At 39.9% G+C, this 24,641-nt stretch carries 26 protein-coding genes; 8 read left to right on the forward strand and 18 right to left on the reverse strand.

Annotation, left to right across the window (positions count from 1 at the left end; translation table 11 throughout):
- The first annotated feature begins 3 nt into the window (after positions 1-3).
- The 3 genes from G7B20_RS12995 to G7B20_RS13005 all read left to right on the forward strand — a co-directional run bounded on the left by G7B20_RS12995 (position 4) and on the right by G7B20_RS13005 (position 4,048).
- Positions 4-2,238 (forward strand): redoxin domain-containing protein, encoded by a 2,235-nt coding sequence (locus tag G7B20_RS12995; RefSeq protein WP_164111844.1) that lies wholly within the window; start codon positions 4-6, stop codon positions 2,236-2,238.
- Positions 2,239-2,863: 625 nt separating this feature from the next.
- On the forward strand, positions 2,864-3,391 hold the full coding sequence (locus G7B20_RS13000) for a plastocyanin/azurin family copper-binding protein (RefSeq protein WP_164111845.1): 528 nt from the start codon (positions 2,864-2,866) through the stop codon (positions 3,389-3,391).
- Between the two features lie 63 nt (positions 3,392-3,454).
- Positions 3,455-4,048, forward strand: coding sequence for a Crp/Fnr family transcriptional regulator (locus tag G7B20_RS13005; RefSeq protein WP_164111846.1), 594 nt, complete (start codon positions 3,455-3,457; stop codon positions 4,046-4,048).
- Between the two features lie 2 nt (positions 4,049-4,050).
- Here G7B20_RS13005 and G7B20_RS13010 read toward each other — a convergent pair whose 3' ends face one another.
- The 16 genes from G7B20_RS13010 to G7B20_RS13085 all read right to left on the reverse strand — a co-directional run bounded on the left by G7B20_RS13010 (position 4,051) and on the right by G7B20_RS13085 (position 18,762).
- Complete coding sequence (locus G7B20_RS13010) at positions 4,051-4,416, reverse strand: group III truncated hemoglobin (protein ID WP_164111847.1); 366 nt, start codon at positions 4,414-4,416, stop codon at positions 4,051-4,053.
- Between the two features lie 62 nt (positions 4,417-4,478).
- A complete protein-coding gene (locus G7B20_RS13015; protein WP_205600219.1) occupies positions 4,479-5,060 on the reverse strand; it encodes an SCO family protein in 582 nt (193 codons plus the stop codon).
- 19 nt (positions 5,061-5,079) lie between these two features.
- Positions 5,080-5,940, reverse strand: a complete 861-nt coding sequence (locus G7B20_RS13020) for a formylglycine-generating enzyme family protein (protein ID WP_164111848.1) — start codon at positions 5,938-5,940, stop codon at positions 5,080-5,082.
- A gap of 27 nt (positions 5,941-5,967) precedes the next feature.
- Positions 5,968-7,002 carry a copper-containing nitrite reductase gene (gene nirK / locus G7B20_RS13025; protein ID WP_164111849.1) on the reverse strand — a complete coding sequence of 345 codons (1,035 nt, stop codon included), beginning with the start codon at positions 7,000-7,002 and terminating at the stop codon, positions 5,968-5,970.
- A 145-nt stretch (positions 7,003-7,147) separates the two neighbouring features.
- Positions 7,148-7,393 (reverse strand): cytochrome C oxidase subunit IV family protein, encoded by a 246-nt coding sequence (locus G7B20_RS13030; RefSeq protein ID WP_164111850.1) that lies wholly within the window; start codon positions 7,391-7,393, stop codon positions 7,148-7,150.
- A gap of 2 nt (positions 7,394-7,395) precedes the next feature.
- Entirely contained in the window at positions 7,396-7,974 is a 579-nt protein-coding gene (locus G7B20_RS13035) for a cytochrome c oxidase subunit 3 (protein ID WP_164111851.1), read from the reverse strand.
- Between the two features lie 13 nt (positions 7,975-7,987).
- Positions 7,988-9,757: a nitric oxide reductase activation protein NorD gene (locus G7B20_RS13040; protein WP_164111852.1), complete on the reverse strand. Its 1,770-nt coding sequence runs from the start codon at positions 9,755-9,757 to the stop codon at positions 7,988-7,990.
- Between the two features lie 6 nt (positions 9,758-9,763).
- Positions 9,764-10,552, reverse strand: coding sequence for a CbbQ/NirQ/NorQ/GpvN family protein (locus G7B20_RS13045; protein WP_164111853.1), 789 nt, complete (start codon positions 10,550-10,552; stop codon positions 9,764-9,766).
- A gap of 23 nt (positions 10,553-10,575) precedes the next feature.
- Positions 10,576-11,913 (reverse strand): cbb3-type cytochrome c oxidase subunit I, encoded by a 1,338-nt coding sequence (locus tag G7B20_RS13050; RefSeq protein WP_164111854.1) that lies wholly within the window; start codon positions 11,911-11,913, stop codon positions 10,576-10,578.
- A 15-nt stretch (positions 11,914-11,928) separates the two neighbouring features.
- Positions 11,929-12,363 (reverse strand): c-type cytochrome, encoded by a 435-nt coding sequence (locus G7B20_RS13055; RefSeq protein WP_164111855.1) that lies wholly within the window; start codon positions 12,361-12,363, stop codon positions 11,929-11,931.
- A 294-nt stretch (positions 12,364-12,657) separates the two neighbouring features.
- Positions 12,658-13,779, reverse strand: a complete 1,122-nt coding sequence (locus G7B20_RS13060) for an ABC-2 transporter permease (RefSeq protein ID WP_164111856.1) — start codon at positions 13,777-13,779, stop codon at positions 12,658-12,660.
- Complete coding sequence (locus G7B20_RS13065) at positions 13,776-14,882, reverse strand: ABC transporter permease (RefSeq protein ID WP_164111857.1); 1,107 nt, start codon at positions 14,880-14,882, stop codon at positions 13,776-13,778. Before G7B20_RS13065 ends, G7B20_RS13060 begins: the two co-directional genes overlap by 4 nt.
- A 3-nt stretch (positions 14,883-14,885) precedes the next feature.
- Positions 14,886-15,632 carry an ABC transporter ATP-binding protein gene (locus G7B20_RS13070; RefSeq protein WP_164111858.1) on the reverse strand — a complete coding sequence of 249 codons (747 nt, stop codon included), beginning with the start codon at positions 15,630-15,632 and terminating at the stop codon, positions 14,886-14,888.
- Positions 15,622-16,548 carry an ABC transporter ATP-binding protein gene (locus G7B20_RS13075; protein ID WP_164111859.1) on the reverse strand — a complete coding sequence of 309 codons (927 nt, stop codon included), beginning with the start codon at positions 16,546-16,548 and terminating at the stop codon, positions 15,622-15,624. Before G7B20_RS13075 ends, G7B20_RS13070 begins: the two co-directional genes overlap by 11 nt.
- A 5-nt stretch (positions 16,549-16,553) precedes the next feature.
- Complete coding sequence (locus G7B20_RS13080; RefSeq protein ID WP_164111860.1) at positions 16,554-17,453, reverse strand: HlyD family secretion protein; 900 nt, start codon at positions 17,451-17,453, stop codon at positions 16,554-16,556.
- 16 nt (positions 17,454-17,469) lie between these two features.
- Positions 17,470-18,762, reverse strand: a complete 1,293-nt coding sequence (locus tag G7B20_RS13085; RefSeq protein ID WP_164111861.1) for a TolC family protein — start codon at positions 18,760-18,762, stop codon at positions 17,470-17,472.
- A 738-nt stretch (positions 18,763-19,500) separates the two neighbouring features.
- Between G7B20_RS13085 and G7B20_RS13090 the strand changes: the two genes are divergently transcribed.
- The 5 genes from G7B20_RS13090 (at position 19,501) to G7B20_RS13110 (ending at position 22,761) form a co-directional block, all read left to right on the forward strand.
- Complete coding sequence (locus G7B20_RS13090) at positions 19,501-20,286, forward strand: DUF4382 domain-containing protein (protein WP_164111862.1); 786 nt, start codon at positions 19,501-19,503, stop codon at positions 20,284-20,286.
- 193 nt (positions 20,287-20,479) lie between these two features.
- On the forward strand, positions 20,480-20,713 hold the full coding sequence (locus G7B20_RS13095; protein ID WP_164111863.1) for a thioredoxin family protein: 234 nt from the start codon (positions 20,480-20,482) through the stop codon (positions 20,711-20,713).
- 82 nt (positions 20,714-20,795) lie between these two features.
- A complete protein-coding gene (locus G7B20_RS13100; RefSeq protein ID WP_164111864.1) occupies positions 20,796-21,059 on the forward strand; it encodes a DUF2024 family protein in 264 nt (87 codons plus the stop codon).
- Positions 21,060-21,072: 13 nt separating this feature from the next.
- Positions 21,073-21,687, forward strand: a complete 615-nt coding sequence (locus tag G7B20_RS13105; protein WP_164111865.1) for a MarR family winged helix-turn-helix transcriptional regulator — start codon at positions 21,073-21,075, stop codon at positions 21,685-21,687.
- 87 nt (positions 21,688-21,774) lie between these two features.
- The gene (locus tag G7B20_RS13110) at positions 21,775-22,761 is read left to right on the forward strand and encodes an aldo/keto reductase (protein WP_164111866.1); all 987 of its coding nucleotides are present in this window, start codon (positions 21,775-21,777) and stop codon (positions 22,759-22,761) included.
- A gap of 526 nt (positions 22,762-23,287) precedes the next feature.
- Here G7B20_RS13110 and G7B20_RS13115 read toward each other — a convergent pair.
- Positions 23,288-23,836 (reverse strand): class I SAM-dependent methyltransferase, encoded by a 549-nt coding sequence (locus G7B20_RS13115; RefSeq protein WP_205600220.1) that lies wholly within the window; start codon positions 23,834-23,836, stop codon positions 23,288-23,290.
- Between the two features lie 97 nt (positions 23,837-23,933).
- Positions 23,934-24,638, reverse strand: coding sequence for a DUF1003 domain-containing protein (locus G7B20_RS13120; protein WP_164111867.1), 705 nt, complete (start codon positions 24,636-24,638; stop codon positions 23,934-23,936).
- Positions 24,639-24,641: the final 3 nt, after the last annotated feature.

Here is a 24,641-nt window from a genome sequence, read left to right on the forward strand (position 1 = left end):
TTCATGAATTTAATACATAGACTATTAACGATATGCTTTTTTATTATGGCATGTAGCACAGTGCTACATGCCCAAAAGCCGAGCAAGTCTGTCGATAAGCAGTGGATCACCATTTTAGACCAAGCCAAGCGAGAGCGCAAATTGATCCTTATCGATTTCTATACTTCTTGGTGCGGTCCCTGCAAAATGATGGATGCCCATGTCTTTCCAGATCCTACGGTCAGCAAGACATTACAGGATCATTATGTTGTGGTCAAGCTCGACGCCGAGAAAGATGCGTTGGGCAAAGTGCTGGCTGCGCGGTATATCATCCGTTCGTATCCTACATTTCTTATAATAGAGCCTTCTTTCAGAGTCCACCGTATGGATGCGGGATACAAAGATGCTCCACTTTTTAATCAATGGCTGCTCGATGCCGTCCAACAACCGCAACAGTACCTGTCTGGATTCTCTCTCAAGAAATACGTAAACTATCCCGACTTTTATCTCCGGTCATTCGGACCTAAAAGTGAGCAAGAAAAAGCTGATTCCACAACTGTCCAAAAATACCTAGACCGACAAAAAGACCTATTTTCCGAGACCTCATGGGCCGTGCTACGAACCTACGAGATACCACCTAAATACCTAAAACACTTCAAAGAAAATTACGGTATTTATAAGAACAAATTTGGTAGTTCACTGGAGTCCAAGATGGCATATGCCTTATTTCCCGATCTCCAAGCAGCGATTACAGCCAAGAATGTCGATGCATTTGTAGACGTGCTCAACCAGATCCCCAAGTATTTTGACAAACCGGGTGCACAGCAGTCCACCTATCTCTTCAACATTCCGCGCGAACAAGATTTTTACAAGATGAAAGTTAACTTTCTGGATACCTGTCAGTATATCGATACAAAGATACGCCTTTCATCCGCTATGGGACTTTTGATACAAGAGGGGCTTCAGCCCGAGCTACAGCGTAAAGTAACATCATGGGTCGTGAACTATCCGCAGATCGAAAGTTCGAAGGATTTCGGTAACCTGTTTACACTCGCTTTGGCTTACCATTATCTAGGTGATCCGGACAAGATGCGTACAGCATTCCATAAAGCCAAGGAACTAACCACAGAACAAGATAAGGACATCGTTACATTCATGAGTGGCATTATGATGCCCGAAAACAAATATCAGCTCAAAGGACAGTTCAGAGATACCACCGTTTCGGGTAAGGTCTATATGAGTTTTTACCAAGATGGTAAATTACAGAACGATACCACAGCAGTAAAAAAAGGACTTTTTATATTTTCGGGTGTCACCGAGGGGGTACAACAGGCCTATCTGCGATTCCAATCGGATCTTGTAAAAGGAGGATCGTCCAAAGGTGTAGATGCAAGATCCCTTTACCTAGACCGAGGAACAGTGACCTTAACGATCGAAGATTCTATAAGCACCGCCCACATTAGCGGTGCCCGGATCAATGCTGAATACAACCGTTACAAAAACATTCTAGCCCCTTACGAACAAAAACTGCAGGAACTTCAAGCGACCTACCGAAAACTTTCTTCTGATCAAAAGAAAGATAAGGTACTAATCTCAACTTTAGAGGTTAAAATCCAAAACATCAAACAGGACAAAGAAGGTGCGCAGATAAGGTATATCAACATGAATCCAAATTCATTTTTCTCTCTTCAGGCTATAGAAGATATTGCCGGCTATCGGATAGATATCGCCAAGATACAGCCATTGATAGACATACTATCACCTTCTCTTCGAGAATCTAAAGCCGCACAGGCACTGACACAGGCTATTGCAGCTACAAAAGCGACAGCGGTAGGCCAACGCGCTCCAGAATTTACGCTTTATGATTGCAATAATAAACAATTGAGCTTAGCCGATTATGCCGGGAGCTATGTCCTAATAGATTTTTGGGCATCTTGGTGTGGTCCATGCCGTGCCGAGAACCCTACACTGGTCAAAGCGTACGATAAGTACAAAAACAACAACTTTACGATCATCGGTATCTCGATAGACAACGAAAAAGACCGGGACAAATGGCTCAAAGCTATAAAAAACGATAAAATGAGCTGGCCTCAACTTATTGATTCGGCTCCTACATCCCCAAATAATACCGCAGACAAATATGCTGTTAAAGCCATTCCATCCAATTACCTTATCGCGCCAGACGGTACGATAATTGCTAAAAACCTGCGTGGCGAAGCAGTAGAACACGAACTAGAAAAGGTGATGCAAAAAAAGTAAAACCTTCTAAAAAAGGCCGTATCAACCATGTACGATACGGCCTTATTGTTCGAATCGATCCCCTAATCTCCTCTACTTTCTCTACGACTACAAGTGCCACTGGCAAGACCAACAAATCGAATTTTTCATTCTTTATTTTCGATTCGATATTAGATAAATTAGCATTTTTATTACGCCAAACAACTGCATATTGAAAGAATCCGACGCTCATACATTATTCATTCAAAGAAGGAAATGGGATAAAACTAATATTATTTATGCTATTATAACAATATTTCCCCATGTTAGCGCTGTCTATAGCTCCACTTTCCAAAGAGGCGTTATAAAAAAAGTCAACTTCTACATCTAGTGCAGAATATCAATGCCCTTATCCGCAACGGATAAGAAACCACACTATTCGAAGATTACTTTAAACTCTCTTGCATTTCAACATTGAGAGCATTTACTAGTTACACTGATTGGAGATCTAATCCATCTATCCGAAATTCATAAAAAAATTCTTTGCTTTATGATTGAGGTCATAATAGAGTTAGATGCACACAACTAACTTTGTACTATATCTAGCTTCAAAAAAAGAAGCTTTGTCAATTTTAAGGAGTACATTAAAACCCAACAATTAATTCCAATGAAAAAAACAATTTTAACAGTCGCAACCTTAGCTTTGCTTTTCACAGCTTGCAACAATGCCACGAAAAATGAAGAGACTGCAACCCAGGAAAGTACACCAACAGAAAGCACTGAGAGTACCGAAAGCGCCACACCTGCAGACGCGGGTAGCATTGCAACTGTAGCAATCTCGGGTGGGGATGACATGAAGTTTGACAAAACCGAAATCTTAGTAAAAGAAGGACAAACCGTAAAACTAACTTTAACCCATAGTGGCAAAGCCCCAGTTACTGGTATGGGGCATAATTTTGTCCTATTAGCAGCCGGTACAGACGCCACGAAATTTGCTGCTGAAGCCGTAGCAGCAAAAGACAACGACTATATCCCTGCATCGATGCAAAGCGATGTGATCGCTCACACCAAAACCATTGGTGGAGGAGAGACTACAGAAATAGAATTTGTTGCTCCTCCCAAAGGAACATATACTTTCTTATGTTCTTTTCCGGGGCACGCCGCGATTATGAAAGGAAATTTTATTGTTGAATAGACAGATACTTACCGTGTTTTGAAACATAAACACGGTAAGTCCCTCCATTAGAAGATTCGTACCGTGCAAATAAACCAAGATATTTTAATAACATATGGCGGTATCGCCAAGAAAATCAAGAAGAACGAATACCTATTTTGGGAAGGAGATCCGGCCTATCATTACTATCAACTTGTTGAGGGAAATGTAAAATTATACTCGACCAATGAGTCCGATAAAGAGCTCGTGCAAGGAACATTCACTGACGGACAAAGTTTCGGTGAACCCCCATTGCTTTTAGGTTTGCCCTATCCTTGCACCGCTCAAGCAACCAAAGATAGTATCATCATTAGGCTTCGCAGAGAAACCTTTTTTAATATTCTGCATGACTTCCCCGAAATAAAGGAAAATTTTCTATATACCTTTGCCGAACGTATCTACACCAAGGCCTCATTTGCACAAATATGGCTCGCTCGGACACCGGAAGAAAAAATAATTCGTATCCTTACGATCATAAAAGAACGCGATAATCTGAACAATAATTGCCCAATACCTTATACCAGACAAGAAATCGCCCATTTTACTGGCCTACGTACCGAAACCGTAATCCGTACATTGAGACGAATGTCCGAAGAGGGCAAAATCGTTATCAAAAAGCATAAGTTATTTTATAACTAACGCTATATCTTTTGTTGCATTATTCCTGCAATACCCCTTGCATGTAACTTTATCTTTTGACAGTTCGCCCCCTCGAAAAGACTATCGACAGTATCAAAAAAAAGGCTTTCCCATTTTCTAAAATGTGTATCTTCTGTCTTTCGTATTGCATTTATCCGCTTGTGTGTCTCTAGCGGATTACCCCCATAGTCACCTGTATAAAACAGTATATTTTCCCAAAAATCACACATCAACGCATTGTGCTTATCCCAATCGACCTGCACCACCTCTGTAAAGAATGAATTAATAATAGGTTCAGCCCTCACCTTTTCATAAAACTGTGTCACCACCAGTTCAATATCCCCTCGGTTTAGAATATCTCGTTTCATATGTAAATCATTTGTTTTCTAAGGTTATAAATGAACAACCATCTCATCTGTTATAAAGTCCGTTACAGCTCTCCTTTAACAGTTTTGCTCACGACTGTTACAACCTTGTCTACATCTATTTCTAATCCCTCTTCTTGCTTCACTAATTCTCCTGAAGAATCGAATACTGAAATAATATTAGAATGTGAAAAATCGATTGGCGAAATCTGCTTGTACTTCATTGATAGTACATTTGCAAACTCCTGTGTATTATCTTCGTCCGATGTCAGGAATACCCATTGCGAGGCATACATATCGTTAGCAATTGCAAACTTCTTTAGGTGTTCCGGTGTATCCGTCTTCGGGTCTATCGATACCAATACCAAAGAAACATCGTCAATCATCGATCTATCAATCTTCTCATCGATCTGCTTCATCTTCGAAACCAAGATAGGACAAGCTGTCTTACAAGAGGTGTAAATCATAACCACCACCAGCGTCTTACCCTTGAGATCCTTAAGCTGTAAACACACATCATTTTGATTTTTCCATTCCGAGGTCAGATTGAAAATAGAACTTGAAGATTGTTCCTTGCTCTCGCTATTGGTACAGGCCGTAAGCAATAAAACAGAAAGTAATATAAATATCGTTTGCTTCATCATCATTATTTTATCATGTTATTAGTCATTCCACATTTACGATCGGAGCTAATATCGTGTCCTTGGCACATCGGAATCCAAGGTTAGCGATAGCGTAGTTTGCCTTTACCGAAGTACGCATAGCAAAACGCATAAATGCCGCATAGTTAGAGACATCAGTAGCACTTGTTGCTCCTGCCGCACAGAATAGGCTTCCTCCCTCTATCGCACCTGTCCTAGAATCACCGACACTCAATATGGAATTGAAATCATCGGTCCACTCCCAGATCAAATCAAACATATCATAGACCCCCCAATAGTTTGGCACCCCCTTCTTCACGGACTGGTACTGTCTATTTTTAACTAGATATAAGTCTATAATCCCCGTAGAATATTCTTTTTTACCTCTCGCATTAGGCGTGTCCGTATCGGCCATCGCTATAAACTCCCACTCGTCCAACTTGGGCAATCGCTTGCCCACACTCTTAGCGAACGCCTTGGCGGCGAACCACGAAACATAGCACACCGGAGCATCAGGTTTGGCTCCTTTAGGTAGTTCCAGATCAGAAGGCCATTTGGTCAGGTAAGCTGTATCCGCATAAATCTTCATCACCTGTGATTTTCTCCACTTCGGGTTAACCGTTACAAAATCTAAAAACTCCTGATTTGTAACAGCCCGTTCATCGATCAGAAATGGAGGAACTTTAACTCTGTTGGTATCAATTGCTCCGTAAAAAGGCAAGTATTCCCCACCGGGAATATAGCGCATATTCACGGTGGGGGTTATTGGCAATATTGTCGCAGTCTGATCTGATCGCAGCTCAGCATCTACCGTGTGCGAACTATCCTTCCTACCACAAGAAGACAAGCCAAGGATAAAGCAGAAAAACAAAACGCGGTTAGTCATTTTATACGGCGATCTATGATAAGCTAATTACTTACCCAGCTTCTCAAATACTTTCGGATTTTCGTCTCCTGTTACTTTAAGTTTACCAATAGCGCCTTTATCAAAGGCTCTTGATAAAGAGTGGTCTACCAGTACATATTCGCCTGGCACCTCAACCTTAAATTCTACGATAGCAGATCCACCGGCAGGCACCATCGTTGTCTGAACGTTGTGTGTTACCTTCGTTCCACCCTCTTGATACACATTATCGAATATCTCACCAATTACGTGAAAAGAAGATGTAAGATTAGGTCCACCATTTCCCACAAACAACCGTACTGTCTCTCCAACTTTGGCTTCCAACATATTCTTACCCAGCAAGGACCCCTTCTTTCCATTAAACAACACATAGTCAGGATGCTCGAGTACAGCTTTATCATTATCAAACTCTAACAGTCCTGCCTTAGCTGCTGAAGCCTTAGTGTAGAAATCTCCCTGCATAATATAGTATTCTCTATCTACAGGCTCCAATCCACCCTCGGGTTCTACGAGGATCAATCCGTACATCCCGTTACCGATATGCATCGGCACAGGAGGCGCCGCACAGTGGTATACGTACAGACCGGGGTTTATCGCTTTAAAGTGGAACAACGCCTCTTTACCTGGAGCAGCAGTGGATGCTTCCGCCCCCCCTCCAGGGCCAGTCACGGCATGAAGGTCAATATTGTGAGGTAAAACACTGTTAGAAGCATTTTTCAACCTCAGCTCGACCTCATCGCCCACCCGAATACGTATAAAACTGCCGGGTACAACATTGTTGAACGTCCAGAATGTATAGTTGACACCATCGGCAATCTCGGTTTCTATCTCGGTCGTCTCGAGATTCACAATCCATTTTTGAGGGCCACGCTTACCGACAGGCGCAGGTACGTTAGGGGCAGCGGTCACTTCTGCGATTTGCGGTTCACCAATTACCTCCATTGTCGTAGAATCTTTGGTCGTTTCGGATTTCTGTTTACAACTAACGGTTACAACCACCAAAGCCGCAGTAGATACACAAAGCAATAATTGTTTTAGTTTCATTGGAATATAATTTAACTGTGATTATTCAATTTCAAAAAATATCTTTATTCCAATACAAAGGAACGAATTACCTTATACTACGTAATATGATTAAAATCATATTTTGATGTTTTTTTTTAACTTATTATTCGGTAAAAACACTTTTCTAAACGAGTAATATAGCTACCGTCACTACAACTATCAACCCGAATAAAAGCATCGCATACTTCCAAAACGAATGCGCAATTTTTAGCTCCATAAACTGAAAAGCAACGAGCATTGCCTTTAAAAAAGACAAACTTAGTATAAAAATCACGATAACACCCGATACGGGCATAGATCCAAGTGCAACTCCCCCAATGGTCAATAGCACCAAGAGAATATAAGTATATGTTAGGGATTTTTGCATCATAGTTAAAACAGCATATAAAGCACAGGAAACAGAAATAACCATATCAAATCACACAAATGCCAGAAAGTAACTCCCGCTTCTACATCCTCTATTGCTACAGCATCTGCTTTTATCTTAATTATATTACGACGTATGGCGACCAGTATAACGAGACCTACCAACACGTGTACCCAATGAAACCCGGTAAGCAACCAATAAAACATATAGAAAGTGCTCGCATCCATACCCAAGCCCAATTCTAGTTTCTGAAAATACTCGAAGCATTTCAACAGTAAAAAACCACACCCACACAAAATAGCCCATAACAAGTTACACTCACTTTTCTGAATCTGCTGCAACTTGAACTGTTGTACTCCCTTTGCCGCTAAATACCCCGCAGTAAGTAGTAATATCGTATTGATCAATGCGATCGTTCGGTTTAACTGTTCACTATCCTGATGAAAAGCCTCCCTGTCCGCTGCTCCACTCATTGCTAAAGCAATGATAGCTAAGCCAAAAGTGATCAATTCAAGATAGATCACAATCCATATCAAAATCCCACCTGGTGGGTAAAAAATAGACTTCTCCTTTGTATGTTCCATTTTATTCAAATTGTCATCCACGTCTTATCTTCTCATATAGCTTCGCTAGCGCTTTAAGCAGCTCCTCAGGCGATGTCAATATCTGATAATGGTTCTGTCCAAACATTTGGGGTAGGTAGTATCGTGCCTGCGCCTCGATAGCCAAGGCGTAGGTATTTATTTTACATTCGTTGAGCTCGCGCAGCGCCTGCTTAATGTCCTGTATTCCATACTTCCCTTCGTACCTATCATAATCATTTGGTTTGCCGTCCGATAATAGGATAATCCACTTATTTTTTGAATCGATAGCATTCATCCTGGCTCCAGCATGACGTAACGCTGGTCCTATACGTGTATACCCACTAGGCTCGACAGCACCAACTTTATATTTGGCCCGTTGCCAGTTTTCATCAAAATCTTTTACTGTCAGATAGGTGGAAAAATTACGTGTCTTCGAGTAGAACCCATCTATTGCGAAAGTGATATCAAACTCGTCAAGTATCTCTCCGAACAAAATTGAAGCTTCCTTTTCCACATCAATTACGCGGTTACCTGCCACATAACCATCACTTGACAGACTTATATCTAGCAACACCAGTATTGCAATATCCTTCTTTTTTTTTCTATTGGATAGATATACCCTTTCATCGGGCGAGATCCCAGAGTGTATATCCGTGTATAAGTCTGTCAGTGCATCCAGATCAAACATTTCTCCCTGGAGTTGTCGTCGTTGTTGCTGCTGCTTGTTATTTACGTTGGCCAATATCTTTCGTAGACCATTCAAAATTGTCTTATATTTTGTCCGCGTATTAGAATAATATTGTTGATTTATTCGTCTTTGACATCGAGGATACACTTTACAGAAATCAGGAATGTAAGTCCGCTTTTTGTAATCCCATTCATCGTAGGAGATATAATACCCTTTTTCTTCCATCTCTACGCTTTCAGCGACCGAGGTGTTCTCCACAAAATCTGCCTGATACACTGAATGTACCGTATCGTCTACCCTCACCGTAAATCGCATCCTCATTTCCTCTAGCGCTTCCTGATGATTTTTGAGTTCATCTTTGCTATCAAAATCTCGCCAATTACCGTTAAACTCCTCGGCCGTCTCAATCTTTTCAAAGCTGTGCATCAATACATAATCTTCCTGTTGCTGTTTGTCAATCGTTAGCGATTCGATCTCTTCCACCGCCTTCGCATGCAGGGTAGTCTGTACCTCAATTTTACTAGTTTTGGGCTGCAGAGTGTTATCAAAATTTGTCAATTTGTCAATAGCCGATATTTCCGCAGTGTCTGTCATCCATCGTCCATACAGCCAAGACAAGTCTGCTTCTCCTTTTTTTGTGTTATTTTGGAGGATTACCACAGCCTCATCATACCACGAACGCAAACCTGGATAATCTGTAAATAACATTTGTAATACCTTGCTCGCTGTCTCACGTGCTGTTAAAATAGACAACTGGTTGTCGGTAGCCTTATTATCTTTCCAATTATATCCCAGCTTTCGTTGCAATCCAAGATAGACTACCCTAAACAAGTAAAACTGTAGGTTTAACGTTTTCGATGGGAATAACGCACATTCGATCGGTAAAAAAAAATTTTGATTCTTGTATCCTCCTTCCCGTTCGGCTGGAAAAATATCTATCGGCTCCCCACAGATTGCTCTCGCCAGTAACGTAAGACGGGGCTTAATATCGACAAGCTTCACCTGTCGGCTTAGGATTTCCTTATCATTGAGTCGTCGTCTTTTCACCACCCTCAACATCCAAGAATATAAAATTTCGTCCAGCTCCAATCCCATATCCTACTATATCATTAGATCACAGAGATCTTTGAGTGCGGTCAATGTATCCGCCTCGTCTGTGAGCGGTTCTATTACAGCAACATGTACTGCCAATCGCTTGGGCAGTCCATTATGAATAAGCTTGGCAGCATCTACCAATAACCGTGTAGACACCGTCTCGGTCAATCCCAATTCTGTAAGATTACGGATTTTGTTTCCGATAGCTATTAGCTTTTGAGCTATCTCGAGCTGTACCCCCGATTCGGTAATGAGTATTTCCGCTTCTACCCTAGGCTGGGCATAACCGAACGATAAGGCTACGAAGCGCTGTCGAGTAGAGGGCTTCAGTTCCTTAAATCCCTGTTGATAGCCGGGGTTAAATGAAGCGATCAACAGAAAATCGGAATGTGCCTTTATCGTCTGACCGAGCTTGTCAATAAAAAGCTCACGCCGATGATCTGTTAGCGAGTGTATAGCCACAATAACATCTGGACGAGCCTCAGCTATCTCGTCCAGATATAGGATACAACCATTTTTTACCGCAACAGATAGAGGCCCATCTACCCATATGGTTTCGGCGCCTTTGATAATAAACCTACCTATTAGATCCGTTGACGAAGTCTCCTCATGGCAGCTCACTGTAATGAGCTGTCTGTCCATCTCACTAGCCATATACTCGACAAATCGAGATTTACCTGAACCAGTAGGCCCTTTGATCAGTAACGGAAGCTTAAGCTCACTGATCTGATTAAATACCGCGACCTCTTGGCCTATAGGTTTATAGTATACTATTTTATCTTCAGCTATTATCATATCAAAAAAATCAAATCTTCACGTTACTCTTCCACTTCAAGTGCTTCATCCGTAGGTCGTCCGAATTTTAAAAATTCAATGATATACAGTATTATCCCAGTGGCAAACAACGTGGCGCAAAGTAAAAGGACAACAAAGTGTATACTGATCTCATTCTGTACCTCCATGAATTCCATTTTCAGCTTGCGCTCCATATATACCTGAGCGACACCGGCCACACCAAAAGCAACGGTCATCCCCAACATACCGATATTCGACAACCAAAAGGCCATATGCCCCCTAGTGGTGTCATACCGCTTTCTACCTGTGATATTTGGAAGCGCATAACTGATGATTGCCAATACGATCATAGCATAAGCACCCCAGAAAGCATAATGTCCATGCATAGCAGTAACCAATGTCCCATGAGTATAAATATTAGTCTGCGGCAGTGTATGCGCAAATCCTAACAATCCTGCTCCAATAAAAGAAACAATGGATGCCCCTATGGTCCAAAACAACGCTACTTTATTAGGATGTGATCGTTCTCCCTTGCGATACATGTACACCGCAAAGAGAGCCATCCCCAAAAATGCCAACGGCTCCAAGGCAGAGAAGACACCACCAACAACCAGCCAAATCTTGTTTACCCCAATATAATAGTAGTGGTGTCCCGTACCCAGTAATCCCGACAAGAAGGTTAACCCGACTATAACATACAACCATTTTTCGATAACCTCGCGATCTACACCAGTAAGTTTGATAAGTAAATACGATAGAATACCGCCCATAATAAGCTCCCATACACCTTCAACCCAAAGATGCACTACCCACCATCTGAAAAAAGAGTCTGTCACCTGGCTATCAAACCAAATCATCCCAGGCAGGTAGAGCAACGCAGCAAACACGAGGCCCATGGTCAATACAACGGCCGTTGTAGTCCTACGTTTACCTTTGTAAAGTGTGGTCAAGATGAGCCCTAAAAACAGCAGTACATTTACAACGACAAGGTAATCCAGCTCACGCGGTATCTCCAGAAACTTACGTCCTTCCCAGTGGTTAAAGTGATATCCGACCACGGCTAAAACCCCCACCAAAGCCAATGAAATAAGCTGTACATAAGCTAGCTTGACACTCACGAGCTCACGTTGTGCTTCTTCTGGAATAATATAATATGCTGCCCCCATAAAACCTGTGAGTAACCAGACTACTAACAAATTAGTATGGACTGCGCGCGCTGTATTAAAAGGAATAAAATCGTGCAATCCATCCATGCCAATGCGGGCAAAACCCATAATAAAACCATAGACGATCTGAAGGGCAAATAACAGCATACATAATCCAAAAAACCAGTATGCAACTTTTTGAGACTTATACTTCATAATATTATTTTTAGATTATTTTTTATCTTTTGCAAGTGGTGATACCACGCGATCGAAACCATTGAGATCAATATTACCGATCCATTTGAGGTATTCCACCATGGCTTGCACCTCTTCGGGGCTCATATCATATTTGACCATCTTGCGGCCACGCGGCCCCCATGGTATAGGCGAATTGAGTACAGCCTTTACATATTCTTCGCCGCGGCGGTCTATCACCTTCGTCAACTCAGGAGCGTAGTAGCCCCCTTCTCCCAATATAGTATGGCATCCCATGCAATTATTGGCTTCCCAGAGCTCTTTGCCTTTTACCACTTGAGGTGTTATATTCTCGTGATGGGTTTGGTCATTGGAAGGTTGAAGCGAATAAATTGATAGCCCGATAAAGACCAAAAATGTCACGACAGTACCTCCTAGAAAAAATGTTCTTGCTTGTGATTTAGATAACATGAGTCATAAGTTTGGAAAACGTAGAAAATCTGTTTGTTTCGTCCAACAAAAGTAAAGACAAAGGATTTCCTTCTTTATGACCTTACTCATATCCTGCAATATTTTTAATTTTTTGTTACGAAATATGTAAAGCGTATGCAAACTATTTGCCTTTTGCCGGTTCTGGTCTGGATGCTTATATAATCTATAAAATAGCAGAGACTACGGTACTAAAAAGAAAGACCAACAAATCCCCCACATTATTTTTCGTAACGATCGTCTATACAAAAAAATGTTCAATGGTATATGTTAAGTTTAACTGGTCTTTTTATGGTTCAAAATCGCCCAACCATTAAGGAAAACCGCAAATCCAATCATTATCAAGAAATGGTATTGAATGTTAGCAAAACCGCTTCCCTTTAGTACAATCATCCGCATAACTTCTATGAAGTATGTTATCGGGCTGATTTGTGCGATGTTATAGGCCCAACGTGGCATACTATCAATGGGTGTAAATAGTCCACTCATAAGGATAAAAATCATCATAAAGAAAAACGCTACGGACATAGCCTGTTGCTGTGTTTCGGAATAGGTAGAAATCAGCAAACCCAAGCCCAATACCGCAATCAGGTAAATGGCTAAATAGGTATATAACAACAGTAGATTGCCCGCCGGAACTATACCGTAAATCAGCCAACCGACACCGAAAAGTCCACCACTAAACACGACTAAACCGATAACCCAAAATGGGATAAGTTTGCCCAAAATAAACTGATATTTTTTGATAGGTGCTACATTGATTTGTTCGATTGTACCGACTTCTTTTTCCTTTACGATATTCAAGGCACACATATAAGCGCCAATCATTGTAACCAACAAGACCAAAATCCCCGGAACCATATAAAAGTGGTAATTCATTGAGGAGTTAAACCAATTTGAAGTCGTCACTGCAATAGTTGGTACGGGAGTCAATCTTGGTAACTGGATCCATTTCAAACGAATATCTATATTATAATCGGCAATAATCCGATTGAGGTAGGTACCACCAAGATTGGCTTTCACACCATTAATGGCATTGACCGCTAAAAACAATTGTTGTTCGTCTTGCCGTATCAGATTACGTTCAAAATCCTGCGGTATTTCCAAAATCAGATCAGCTTCGTCATTTTCCATTTGCTTAAATGCCTCAGCGAACCCGTTGGTATAATCTGTTAATTTGAAATAACTGGATGCGCCAATTTTAGCTACTAGTTGGTGTGAATATGTGGAATGATCGTGATCAACGATGGCAATATTAATGTTCTTTACTTCGTAATCGGCCGCCAAGGGAAGTATCAACAGTTGTATTATGGGTACTACGAACAGTAACGGCAATAATCCTTTGTTACGGAATATCTGCCGAAACTCTTTCTGCAATAAAAATCGTAGTGTTCTCATACCAATCTGATTTTAAATTTTTTGATATTAATTAAAAGCAAAACAAAGGTCATTCCCGACAGGATAAGTGTCTCTTTCCATATAGCCGCAAATCCCAGCCCTTTTACCATAATGGATTTGATAATGATGTAATACCATTTTGCAGGAATAATATGTGATACAAGCTGTAAAGGATAAGGCATATTCTCTAACGGAAACATGAACCCTGTAAACAGTATAGACGGCACTAACATGCCCATAAGCGAAATCAACATTGCAGATTGTTGAGAAGCGGTTACATTGGAAATCAGTAAACCTAAACAAAGTGCAGTAATGATAAAAAGCATACTCACTCCGTATAGCAATATTATACTGCCGTTCACCGGCATTCCCAACACAAAAACACTCAATAACAATATGACTGTCAGGTTTATAAGAGATAAAACAAAATACGGTATGGCTTTCGAAATAATGACCAAAAAGGGATTAAACGGCGATACCAATAAAACTTCCATCGTTCCTGTTTCCTTTTCCTTCACGATGGAAACGGAGGTCATCAACACACAAATTAACAGTAAAATGAGGGCCATAATACCGGGAACAAAATTTACCGATGCCCTTAGTTCGGGGTTGTAAATCATTCGCACTTCTGTATTTATATGGTAGGGCAGTTGTTGCAATTGTAAGATTTCATTCTGATAATCCATAATAACTTGAGAGGCGTAACTACTTAATGTAGTAGCTGTATTCGGATCGGAAGCATCGGTAATCAATTGTACCTGTGCTTTGTTTTGGTGCAGTAAATCCTTGTTGAAATTGGCGGGGAAAACAATTGCCATTTTTATTTCCCCTTGTTTGAAAGCTTTTTCGATTTGTTGATGGCTTAACAGCGATTGCTCAATTTCAAATTGCCGACTTACTTCAAATTTTCCAATAATTTGTTGAGAAGCATTATCTTTTGCATAATCGCAGATAGCGATTTTTGCATTTTTGATTTCATTGGTAAGGGCAAAACCAAAAAGTATAATCTGCACAATGGGCAGACCAAACAGCATCAACAGAGTCTTCCGGTCGCGAAAAACATGTAGAAATTCCTTTTTTACGAATGTGATGAACTGTTTCATTATTTAGTCTGATTTTCTTTTAGCTCCTCTTGCCAGTTCATAAAATACCTCATCCATTGAAGCTACAGTATATTGTTGTTTCAGATTAGCAGGTGTATCCAGCGCTTTGATTTCGCCGTCTACCATCATCGAAATACGGTTGCAGTATTCAGCTTCATCCATATAATGCGTTGTTACAAATACAGTAATGTCATTATCAGCTGCCTGATAGATCAAATCCCAAAACTGCCGTCTTGTAACCGGGTCCACGCCTCCGGTAGGTTCGTCCAAAAAAACAATCTTGGGTTCATGGAGAATAGCTACTGAAAAAGATAGCTTTTGCTTCCACCCTAAAGGCAATGAGCCTACCATTTTTTTTGCTTCACCTCCCATTCCTAATTTTGTAATAAGTTCCTCACTTTTGACTTTCAGTTGTCTATCAGATAATCCGTAAATACCCCCAAAAAAGTGGATATTTTCAAGGACCGTCAAATCTTCGTACAAAGAAAACTTTTGGCTCATATAACCAATGTTCTTTTTGATTGCTTCGGTCTGTTTATAAATATCAAACCCTGCAATGGTAGCCGTTCCCGAAGTGGGTTTTGACAATCCGCACAGCATCCGCATGGCAGTTGTTTTTCCTGCTCCATTCGCGCCGAGAAAACCGAATATTTCTCCTCTGCACACATCAAAAGTTATTTCGTTTGCAGCGATGAAATCGCCAAAACATTTTGTAAGCTTGTCGGTATGGATTACAATTTCATCGGTCATTTCCATTCATCAGTTTAATAAAGCAATCTTCAATAGTTGGTTTGATTGGCTTTAGCTCAATACTAGTATGTTGTCGATCCTTCAAAAGATAGACAAGTTCATGTTGTTGCTCATTTTCATCGTTTGAAAAAGTTATGTGATGATAAGCTCCAAAAGCGTTACAGCTTTTAATAATTTCAATTTTCCTTAAATCATCCAACAATTTTCCCATATTGTCCGACCTTACGGCAAATAACTTTTCGGCATATTGTTGGATAACGTTTTCAGGCTTATCAATGGACAAGATGCTACCGTTCTGTATCAGGGCAATGCGTTCACAGAGTATAGCTTCATCCATATAGGGTGTGGAAACCAAAATGGTAATATCTTGTTTTTTGAGCTGTTTCAGCATTTCCCAAAATTCCTTTCTCGAAACCACATCAACTCCTGTGGTAGGTTCGTCTAGAAACAATACGGTAGGACGATGGATTAAAGCACAGCACAAAGCCAATTTCTGTTTCATTCCTCCGGATAATTTTCCGGCTCTGCGGTTTTTGAAAGGTTCTAACTGCGCGTAAATATCTTTGATAAGATGATAGTTTTCCTCGATTCGGGTGTTGAATACCGTTGCAAAAAAGTTGAGGTTTTCTTCAACAGACAAATCTTGGTACAAAGAGAATTTTCCTGGCATATATCCTACTCTCTTACGGATGATTTTATAATCATTAACCACATCTAAACCGCTTATGGAAGCTGTTCCCGCATCAGGTAACAGCAAAGTGGTGAGTATGCGGAAAATACTGGTCTTGCCGGCTCCGTCAGGACCAATCAAACCAAACAGTTCGCCTTTTCCAACTTCAAAAGAAATACCTTTTACAGCTTGGACCGCTCCTTTGTTGTAGGACTTAGAAATACCATTAAGAACAACGTCTGTCATAATTATTAGAACTTAATTTCGCCATACATTCCGATTTTGAATAAACCATCATTCTTTACTTTCACTTTAATGGCATAAACCATATTTGCGCGTTCGTCTTTGGTTTGAATGGTTTTTGGTGTAAACTCAGCTTTGTCACTAATCCAGGTTACAATTCCTTCGACTTGGCGATATCCAGCTTTTCCGTCATCAGTCAACACGTTTACTTGCTGATTGAGCTTGATTTGCGGCAACTGATTTCCGGTAACATATGCCCTAAGCATAACATTGGAGAGGTCGGCAATTTTGTACAACGGCTTACCTATGCTTGCCATCTCATTAGCTTCAGCATACTTTGTCAGCACGGTTCCATTGATCGGATTGATAAGTTTGCATTTGCTCAATTGATCTTCCAATTGTTCAATCTGTACCTGCAAAGGAACAACGTCTTTGCTAATACCATCACTTAATATGCTCAACGATGATTTTTGGGCTTCGATTTGTTTCTTCAATACCTCTACTTGTGCTTTGATGTCATCCAATTGTTTTGGCGTTGCGGCATCCCCCTTTACCAGATTTTCTATCCGGTTTTTTTCTCTTTCGGCGGTCCGTAATTGTTCCTGCAACGCGGATAGTTGTACCGGAATATTTGGCTTTTTACCCAACAATGCTGTGACCTGTGTTTCCAGTTGCTTTTTCTTCAGATACAACTGAATACTGTCTATATATCCTATGTTTTGTCCGGCTTGCAAGGCTTGCCCTTCCTGTATATCAAAAGTTTTCAATACACCCTGTGCTTCAGCTGATATAATGGTTTCCTCTGCTTCAAAGGAACCAGAAGCATCAAACGTTTCCTGCTTATTATTACAGGAAACCGTTGTTAATAAATTACCTGCTATGATGATTGATATTAGAAGATGTTTCATTGTATCTATTGTTTTGTTAATTGCCTGCTGTTGTTTTGAAATTGTACCGGGCCATTAAAAGCTGTATTTCATGTAAAATCAAATTTTGCTTTGCCTGGTCTTCTGCGTTGATATACGTGAGGTAATCGTTAGTCGTTGACGTACCGTACTCCAATTGTTTTTGAGCAGATAGTTTTACATTTTCTCTCAAACGGATGATATCGTAGTCGGTCTGTATCAACTCTTGCAGTTTTGCGATTTCATTATTCTGCTGTTTGAGAGTTAAGTTCGTATTGAACAAGAATGTTTCCTTTTGTACATCCAATGAATTTTGATTGAGCGAAATCAATTTCTTATCTTGTTTTTGTGTATAAAAATTAGTTACATTCCACGAGAGGCGTACACCGCCAATATAATACAAATCAAAATCATTGTTCAGCATATTCAATCCAGGCCTACCATAACCACCGTTTACGAAAACACCGAAACGTGGCAGAGTTCGATCATCGATAAGCTTGTTCTGAACATCAAAAATTTTCTTTTGTACGTCAAATAATTTTAGTTCGGGACGATTGATTTCTGTAACCAACGAAGGCGGGTAAGGCTTTTCCAGCACAATATTTTCATCGACGGTCTGGTTTATGAAAAGTGAAAGCATATCTGTGTAACCTTTGCGTGTAGCTTTCTGTTCGATACAGCGTTGCTCGGCTTTCAGCAATTCCGCTTTCAGTATATCGGCACTACTTTTTAAAGCTATACCATTTGCTATCGCAACTTTGCTTTTTTCTACACCAGAAACAATGTCCTTTTTAAGGATTTCGGTTTGGACCAACTGTGCGTCAATCAGAAGAATACCGAAATACAATTGGTTGATACGTTCTTTCAACTTGTAGAGCTCAACTTCGACTTTTTGTTGTTCCGCAACCGTATTAGCATTTATAAATTCCCTTTGGTGCTGGACTGTAAAGAAGTCTGTAATGGGTTGAGAAATCTCTCCATACAGTTTGTACTGGTCTTTACTAATCATAGGAATATCAATACCGGGCAGTGAAATGGGGATTTGAGTAACGTCTGATTGATAACTACCTTGTCCTAAAATTTGAATTTGTGGTAACAATCCTTTTGAAGCATTGGTAATCGAATACTCTTTTGTCTTAGCAATAAGGGCATATTGCCGAACCAACGGATAGTTGCTTTGCGCAAGTTGATAACAGCCATTCAAAGTAAGCGACTTCGCATTTTGAGCAATGCCAAAACTGTTTGTTAATAAGAAGCAACTGATAGCTGTCAACGCATTTCGAAATATTGCTTTTTTTCTCTTTTTAATCATCGCATTAATTGTTTTGTTTTAACCTTTTGATTAATTGACAGGCAAAAAACACACTATGTATCCAAAATACCTATTGCCCATATTGCAATCAAGGCTTTCTTTACTCCATTAGGACATTGAAATTTACCGGGTCCGAAAACAGGCTAGGCTAAGCCCCTTACAAAAAAAGGTCATGTCTAAAAGGTAAATTAAAAGGTCTACAGGCTCTAATTCAACTCTTTTCTCTTTATCTTACGGACGAGGGAAAAGTTCTCTTACATCTTTTGTAAATGCATTTGCTTTAAAACCTTCGGCTCTGCTCTTGCTCTAGCTCCTTATAAAAATAGGCAAATCAGGATTTTATATCAACAGGTTGATATAATTTTCAGCAATCGTTGTAAGATTTTCATTCATTTAAGTCTATCATTATTGACAACTGGAAATATTCTGCAACACGTTTGTTAAGTTTCTTTCTCATTCTAAGTTGAAATTATACATGCCACTATCAACTGCAGAGCCTTGTTCCGAACACATCTAATTTTGCAGAATTAGCTTAAGTAACATATGTGTGGCATTAGTTTTGTTTGAACAATTAAAAGATTAAAATAAAAAATAGCCGCATAGCAGAACTATCCAAATACGAATGTCCGCAAAGCATGCCCACTACTAGAAAATTATATCATAAGCTCGTTACTATCGGTTCGGAACTACCAGCTGGCGGATGACAAATGAAAATCAAGAAAATAAAATTAAATACATATGAAAACTGCTTTTAACATTTACAAATTAGGCCTTGGCATCCTAGCGTTAGGTTTCTTGTCTGCTTGCAGCTCTGAGAACGGCCCTTCAACAGGTAGAACTCCTCTAACAGTCAAGATAACAGATGCTCCTGCAAATTACGATGCAATACATCTTAATATCGATGAGATTGAAATAAGAACCAGTGGTGGAAAAGAGGAAATCGATATTGATGGTCTTCCTTTCGACATTCTTCAGTATCGACTTGGCAAAGACACAGTACTGGCGAGTCACGATGTACCATCGGGGTTTATTCAAGAAATTAGACTAAAATTAGAAGATACCGGCAACACCATCGTTGTCGATGGCAAAACGTATCCGTTAACCACACCGAGCGGGCAATCTTCAGGCGTAAAAATAAAAATACAGGAAGAGCTCCTTCCAGATGTCGCCTATACCCTCCTACTTGACTTTGACGCATCAAAATCTATTGTCGAAACAGGTAATGGAAAATACCTTCTAAAACCGGTAATCAGAGCCATCCCTGTAGCTGTATCAGGCACAGCCAAAGGAATCGTACTACCTGTGGCCGCTTATCCAAAAATCTATGCAATAACAGGTACAGATACCATAGGAACTATTCCAAATGAAGTTGGCAACTTTTTCTTTCCGGGTATTCCACAAGGAAACTATAAAATACTTATAGAACCTACTGTGCCTACGTACGCCCCATATACCATCGAAAGTGTGGTAATCGAGAAAGGGGTGGTTAAAGACCTTGGTACAATCAATTTAGTCGCTAAATAACTTCGTAATTTTTAGAATACCCCCCTATCTTATAAGGCTACCGTAATACAGGTAGCCTTTTTTCAACCAGTCCAGAATCTAAAAACAACAGTATACCAGTCCATTTTATCACATCCTTCCATTGATAAAGTTAGGTATCCTAACTATATTTGTTGAAGGTAATATTACCGTAGGATAAATAAACTATACGAACATGTCAAAATCAATTTTCTATCACGCTGGATGCCCCATATGCGTTAGCGCAGAGCATGACATTATCAATCTTATTGGAGCAGACAACGTAGAGGTCGTGCATTTAGGCGAGACTAGGAATCGCATTGAGGAGGCCGAGCAAGCCGGTGTAAAATCCGTTCCTGCTTTAGTTACGTCCCAAGGAAATGTACTGCATATCAACTTTGGCGCTTCCCTTGCCGATGTAAAAGGTTAAAATTTGCCCCATTTAGGTAGTATAACTACCTTTGTGGGGCATTAATTATTAAACAGAATCAATCATAATAAACAAATAAACAATGCAAGTAGCAGTTTGGGATACCTATGTCACAAAAAAAGATGGAACAATTATGCACTTTGATATTATAGTACCGTCACATATCAATGACGCTTCCGTAATTTATACCTATGGGAAGACATATTTAAAATACAAAAATCAGGGAGGCCAACCTTTGACCTCACATGAATGCCAATTTTGTCACATAGAGCGTGTACAACCGGAATGGGAAAATGAAATAAACAATAAAGGCTTTTTCATCCATGAGATGGAAAACTGTAATTAGACATATACAATCTATGGGTAGATCTGATTTTGATCCGGAAGAACAGAATAATAATGTAGAGGGCAAAATTATAGCTTCACTAGAAAGAATAGCCCAATCTTTTCGTGTTTTATTGTGGCAGCAAAGCAAAGAATTTCCTTTGTCCCCTATACAGATACAGCTATTGATTTTCCTCCTCCATCACAGTAGTGAAAAAAGAAAAGTAAGTTATCTAGCCGAAGAATTCAACCTGACCAAAGCGACCATAAGCGATACGGTCAAAACACTGGAGCAAAAGCAACTCATCATAAAAGATTTCAAGGGACAGGACAGCAGGACTTATTCCATCAATCTCACCGAGAAAGGTAAAAATATCGCCGAGAACACTTCCCTGTTCACGAAAGAGATTCGAACTCCCATCGACAAACTTAGCGCTATTGACAAAGAGAACTTGCTCGCTAGTCTCCTGGGCATTATAACGCACCTCAATCAGACAGGAGTAATTAGTGTACAACGCATGTGTATAAACTGTTCGCACTACGAGTCGAGAGCAGATGGCGCCATCCATTTCTGTAATTTATTAAATCAAGTACTTCATACAACTGAACTGCGCATCGATTGTCCCGAACATCAAGCAAAAGCCGGCTAAGAAATTAAAATGCTGGCTAACTCACTCCTTAAAAAAATAAATTTACGATCCTTCTTTTTGTATCTTGCGGTAGTAAACATACATAAAATGGAATTTAGCACAGAAAGATATTCAACAACCCCCTATCGCCGCTGTGGGCACAGTGGTCTTTTCTTACCGGCACTGTCATTGGGGCTATGGCAAAATTTTGGAGATGTAGATGACAGTTCGATCTTTAAAGAGACTTTGATAACTGCCTTTGATAACGGAATAACCCACTTTGACTTAGCCAACAATTATGGCCCCCCTCCGGGTTCTGCGGAACGTAATTTCGGAAGAATATTAAAAGACAATTTCAGCGGCTATCGGGACGAACTTCTGATTTCTACTAAAGCAGGGTATACTATGTGGGGCGGTCCTTACGGCGATTGGGGAAGTAAAAAATATTTAGTTTCTAGTTTAGACCAAAGTCTTAAACGACTGGATTTAGAGTATGTAGACATATTTTATCACCATAGACCCGATCCATTAACACCGTTAGAAGAAACAATGGCTGCCCTTGATCTCATAGTGCGGCAAGGAAAAGCTTTATATGTTGGTCTATCCAACTACCCTCCCGATCTAGCAAAAAAAGCAATAGACTTGTTGAATTCTTTCGGTACCCCGTGTCTAATACACCAACCCAAATACTCCATGTTAGTACGGACACCAGAAGAAGGTCTACTTGATGTATTACAGGATGAAGGCGTTGGCTGCATCGCATTTTCGCCACTTGCACAGGGTCTTCTGACCAATAAATACCTTAATGGGATACCCAATAATTCCAGAGCTTCACGCGAACATTTTCTCAAATCATCAAATATTACACCTGATTTAATTGAGAAGCTTAAGAAGCTAAATGAAATAGCAGCCTCCCGTGGACAATCGCTGGGTCAAATGGCGCTTTCCTGGATTTTAAAAGATGAAAGAGTTACGTCCGTATTAGTAGGCGCTCGAAATAGAGAACAGTTGTTAGACTCTTTAAAAAGCCTTCAAAACACCCATTTTGATGGGGAGCTACTAACGAAAATCGATGATATTTTAAAAACAGAATAAGCGAACCTTCTCACACATATTGACGGCTGAGATATCGGAAATAATTCAAACACGTCTGCGTATTTTACTTCTGCGTTATGCACAATATAATTTAGGTCAAGTATCAATTCGTAACTGTCAATGCCGATTAATATTTGGTTGTCCTGATCTGATTTTATATCGCCAGTGCTCACCCAAACACCAATAAGTCTTCTAAAGCCGCTATTCTCTATCATATTCATTTCGACTGGATTGCCTAATTAATATTTATAGATCTATTGATATACAAACAATGGTTTAAGATAATTACACCACCACACCATAATTGATACAGTTTGTTAAACTAGTTTAATAATGATCCGTTATCGTACTGCAAACTAGGTCTAACGATGATTTTTTTTGCAGTTCAAAACCTTTGCCAAAGTGGATCGTTTCTTTACTTTGCTTTAGTTATAAAGTCGTAAATAAAGAAAGTAGCCAAGGAACCTATGTTAAATAATCACCCACGGGTTTAATGCTTTTCATTGTGGGTAAGGTTAATTTTAGTTTACAGTCTGTATTCATCGAGAAAAATTTCTTTTAAAGGATTTCCTCCGTCGATGAAGAGCTTTCCCGATTTAGTCAGGGATTCAGCAATTTTACGTAACGTCTGCTTTTCAATGTTAGGATGCCTACCATCTAAAGCTCCGACCCTCACAGCAATAGCAATATCAAAAGGCTGTTCATCAGCATTCATATCAAAATCTTCCATGGCAATTTGCCTGAACGTGAGTTTGCCACTTTCTAGTTCATTTCTTGAAAGTGAAATGGCTTGGCTAATGGCTTTCGCAGAGCGATCGATAGCAAGTATATGCCCATTCTTTAATTGTCTGGATATTTCCCTCGCCATTGCTCCAGATCCACATCCGATTTCCAAAATTCTTGTTTCATCGTTCATGGGAAGCGCATTTACAATGCCAGTCAGCCTTTCTGATAACTTATTTTTTAGAAAAGGCTGGAACCATTGCAGGTTCAGCACTTGATGGTTACCACAGCACACAATTGATAAAACGATTAAAATACGCAAAACCTTAATTAAACATAATAAAAAAAGCAAAGCTGTACTCGTTTATGATCACGAGAATCCAATCGGAGAGATGGAAAAGATGGAGTTATACGGGTATTTTCACAGTTGCCTATCTGTTGAGTTCTACTTATTTACTTAAGTTTTTCTTCAGCTCTTTAAGCAGATCCTCCAAATAGTCGGTTTGCACTTCTTGGATTTCCAAAAGCTTTTTGTTTTGATGAATGAGCAGATGGTCTATTTTTTCGCTCAGCAATTTTATTTCCAATTCTGCTTTCAAATTGATCTTATAATCGTGTTCGCCTCTTACCCGATCTTTTTGTTCTTGCCTATTTTGACTCATCATGATGATCGGAGCTTGAATTGCCGCCAAACATGAGAGAAGTAGATTGAGGAGGATAAAAGGAAAAGGATCGAAAGGTTGGCTTTTTAGAATGACAATATTAACAATCATCCATAAAACGATAAATAAAAAAAAAGCAATGATAAATATCCAGCTGCCTCCGAAACCAGCCACTCGATCAGCTAGTTTTTGACCGATAGTTAGCTGTGACTCCAGCTCCTCCTGTATATCTTCTGAGAGAATAGAGTTATTTCTGATCGCATTCATTACATCAATATCTATGACTGCAAGTTCTCCTTTCTCCTGACTAATAAGTGAAGTAACATAAAGTCGTCTGTAATGGTTCAATTCGTCAATAGATATATAATCTTCTTTGGATAATTCGGGGTGGTCCAATAATAACAAGCTAAACACACCTTCTCTTATATCTTTACATTGTACTTCTTCGCCATTTCCGATTTCCTGTTTGCTGATATAACTGATAGTTTCCATAGG

Origin of the sequence: Sphingobacterium sp. xlx-96 (assembly GCF_011007365.1) — a bacterium.
In the GTDB taxonomy this organism is placed as follows: Bacteria; Bacteroidota; Bacteroidia; order Sphingobacteriales; family Sphingobacteriaceae; genus Sphingobacterium; species Sphingobacterium luzhongxinii.